Source organism: Acidithiobacillus concretivorus, from assembly GCF_018853445.1.
GTDB classification, from domain to species: domain Bacteria; phylum Pseudomonadota; class Gammaproteobacteria; order Acidithiobacillales; family Acidithiobacillaceae; genus Acidithiobacillus; species Acidithiobacillus concretivorus.
In genome coordinates this window covers 1-2,894 of record NZ_JABELD010000148.1, presented here as the reverse complement: position 1 = coordinate 2,894, position 2,894 = coordinate 1, and the positions used below count along the sequence as shown (strand labels likewise).

General features: G+C 48.3%; 5 protein-coding genes. All 5 read right to left on the bottom strand.

Features of this window, described 5'->3' with window-relative positions; all coding sequences use genetic code 11:
* A partial coding sequence (locus tag HJG40_RS14070) for a metalloprotease (protein ID WP_215864780.1) occupies positions 1-536 on the bottom strand: 536 nt, incomplete at its 3' end.
* Positions 537-569: 33 nt separating this feature from the next.
* Positions 570-1,232 (bottom strand): Panacea domain-containing protein, encoded by a 663-nt coding sequence (locus tag HJG40_RS14065; RefSeq protein ID WP_215864779.1) that lies wholly within the window; start codon positions 1,230-1,232, stop codon positions 570-572.
* 101 nt (positions 1,233-1,333) lie between these two features.
* Positions 1,334-1,705 carry a HEPN domain-containing protein gene (locus HJG40_RS14060; RefSeq protein ID WP_215864778.1) on the bottom strand — a complete coding sequence of 124 codons (372 nt, stop codon included), beginning with the start codon at positions 1,703-1,705 and terminating at the stop codon, positions 1,334-1,336.
* A gap of 11 nt (positions 1,706-1,716) precedes the next feature.
* Positions 1,717-2,448, bottom strand: coding sequence for a hypothetical protein (locus HJG40_RS14055; protein WP_215864777.1), 732 nt, complete (start codon positions 2,446-2,448; stop codon positions 1,717-1,719).
* 44 nt (positions 2,449-2,492) lie between these two features.
* Positions 2,493-2,825: an integration host factor subunit alpha gene (locus HJG40_RS14050; RefSeq protein WP_215864776.1), complete on the bottom strand. Its 333-nt coding sequence runs from the start codon at positions 2,823-2,825 to the stop codon at positions 2,493-2,495.
* Between the last annotated feature and the right edge of the window lie 69 nt (positions 2,826-2,894).

The window sequence follows — 2,894 nt, the reverse complement described above, 5'->3', positions numbered from 1 at the left end:
ACCGCCAGTATGAATATCATCCCCCATTTATTCATCTGGGCGCGGGATTCACGACTCAGGTGAATACCCAGAAGAGGCAACCAGCTCTCGGCGATCTTCCAGCCATCCAGCGGCGGGATAGGAATCAGATTGAAGCCGGCCAGGGCAAAGTTAGCCATCGCCATAATACCGAAGACCTGGTGCCAGTTGGCTGGAAAGCCAAGAAAAGCCGAAAAATGATGCAGAAGCAGGAATAGGTAGGCCGTGAACAGGGATGCCGCAGGACCGGCTACAAAAATGAGCCGCCAGTCAGACGGCGGCACATTTTCTTCAGCAAACCGTACATAGCCCCATATCGGAAGGATACCGACTCGCAAGATCTTCCCCCGGTAAAACGTCAGGGATCCTGCACGGATTTCCAGAACAGCATCTTTCCCGCGCAATAGCGCGATAACCAGAGCGTGCCCCAGCTCGTGCAGCAGAAACGAGATGACGAACAGCCCCAGGGTAACGAACAAGGCCAGCAGGAAATAGAGAATATGGAGTAGGGTGGCCATGGAAATCCCCCTAACGGCCTAAAAAGTCCATTTTTACCAGAATCGAATCTGTGGATTCAGACTGGCATTGGTAGATGCCATCTGCTGAATGCTCTCGCAGATGATCTGAATGGCGTCAGGCTGATAACCCATGCTTTTCAGCATGGTTTCCATGGAAATCGGCTTACTGGAACCGTTCGGATCTTCCCACTCAGGGCAGTTTTCTGAACTGTGCGTGTAGTTCCTTAATTTTATGGCACTAAAATCACCATAGGTTTCCCAAATGTTTTCCAGTATTTCGACATCACTCTCGCTAATCTGCAAGAGATCATCCGTGTTTTGCAGTTTGCCTTCTTTCAGGCACATATACTTGCCTGCACCCTTTTCCGCGATAAAGGAATCCCAGTATTCCCCGCCTTCGCGCTCTTCTGGAACGGAGTTAATCAGATTCAGGGTAGTGGACATTACTGGCCCATGCGGAAGCGAATAAAGGCTATCGCCTACCATCGGAGCGCCGTAGATCCTGTAAGACTCTCTTTCTGCAAGGTACATCAACTTCATCAGCTTCAGAATGCTGATGTTCGCTCTCTTGGCTTGGGCCTTTAGAAGAAAAAAGGCAGCAACTTCTGTAGCCTTTTTTTCATCAAAGGGGAATGAAAGCGGTTTGGATGATTCCCTGCTTTCCGAGATTGTCTGATTCTGATCGTGCTTGCCCATGAATGTTATCCTATACGAAAAATTCGGTGGATGCGATGCGGATGCGGTCCCCGTTTGCAAGCTGGATGTTGTCGGGCGCTAAAAGACTAACACTGCGGCAATTATGGAGAATTTTTTTTCAATTCCACCAGCAGCCGCTCACATTTGCAAACTATCTTTGCCGTTTCCTTTGCGCCTACTTGGTCCGCAAGATCGTAGTCGGCCCGTATGCGTTTCTTCCGGAGCCTGTCCAACTTATCTCCTAGCGAACGCATGTTTGCATCTTGGCTGCCTTGCATGGCCGCGCACAGTCGTTTGTGAATGCCGCCAGAAGAACTGCCAGTCGAAAGATCTATTCCTTTCTGGGCGCATAGTATTTCAGAAAAATGGTAGCAGCCATAATAAGCTCTCGAAATGGATGTTCTTCTGCTTATTTCATCTGGGCAAGCAAGATTTTTCGCAAACTCGATAAAATCGCTGGGATTTACAGGCATCTTGAAATCACTTACGCAGCTTCGAGATCTGATTTCTCGGTGATTTCCAGAGAGTACGAAAAACCTTTACGCTGAATACGATTTTCCATAGTCGAAAAATGGTCGTCGATACGATCTTCCAGGTCAAGCAAAGATTCTACGGGCACTGATGCAGGAACGCGCAGCGTGTGCAATATGTCATCCTCAATGGAGGCTACATATCCACCATTGATGTGATAACCAGCTTCCCAGACGGCCTTTGCTATATGGTCAACAACTTCAATTACTTGATCTTCATTCAGATTATTCTTTTCTAAAAATACCTTTGAATTAGAAAGATGTGGATATTGAATGATATTGTCGCCTAACAAAAGAAGGGCTTTCTCGTATGCCGTGTGATACGCACCACAACGCCAAGCAAGCAGAATAAGGCTTTGCGTCGGGATCGACTCTCGAACTATAGCGATGGACTCCTTAAGATCGCCGGAGAACATGAGTGAGCAGGCATAATTTTCCAGAATCTCAGGATGTCTTCCGCTACGGTGGATAGCTTTATCATAGGTTTCGCGCATCAGGCTCTTATCATGCTGGAAAACTGCCAGCATCCCTTTTAACATGAGGAACTCATTTGCATCGACATCCCGGATTTTTTCGATTTCCCGATTCAAACGAGGAATGTGCAGGTTGTCTTGAGGGATGCCAAACTTGACAAGCGCATTGATCTCATTTGTCAACTCGTTTGTTTTTGTTGCAGTTAAAGGCATTTAGAAAGATCCTTGCTCAATGATCCTAGCATTCAGTTAGGTTATCATTTTGTGATTGGACAAGATACGAAAAATTCGGCGGATGCGAGATACGGTCCACTTAAGCACTTCCCCCGCAAGGTCTGCCCAGCCCGCCAGGTAACAACGCGCCTGGCGGCGATCTCTGACGGTTCTCCCGTTTTGGGGTTTCTTCCTGGACGAGAAGTTTTTTCACGAATGGAAAAATTACCAAATCCGGAGAGCTTCACTTCCTCGCCAGATGCCAGTGTGGATCGTATCGTATCGAAAAAGGCTTCTACCAGGCGTTTGGTGTCTCGCACGGTAAGGCCTGTGGTGTAGGCTAGTTCCGTGGCTATTTCGAGTTTGGTGACGGTCATCCATTTGCGCGGGAAACCTCGGCGTTCAGGCCGGGGCGGGATAGCGCGGCGGCGAAAGCCGCCCCTTTA

Coding starts and splice junctions, on each gene's coding strand:
- HJG40_RS14065 (WP_215864779.1), bottom strand. CDS start 1,232: ATGGGCAAGCACGATCAGAATCAGACAATCTCGGAAAGCAGGGAATCA.
- HJG40_RS14060 (WP_215864778.1), bottom strand. CDS start 1,705: ATGCCTGTAAATCCCAGCGATTTTATCGAGTTTGCGAAAAATCTTGCT.
- HJG40_RS14055 (WP_215864777.1), bottom strand. CDS start 2,448: ATGCCTTTAACTGCAACAAAAACAAACGAGTTGACAAATGAGATCAAT.
- HJG40_RS14050 (WP_215864776.1), bottom strand. CDS start 2,825: ATGACCGTCACCAAACTCGAAATAGCCACGGAACTAGCCTACACCACA.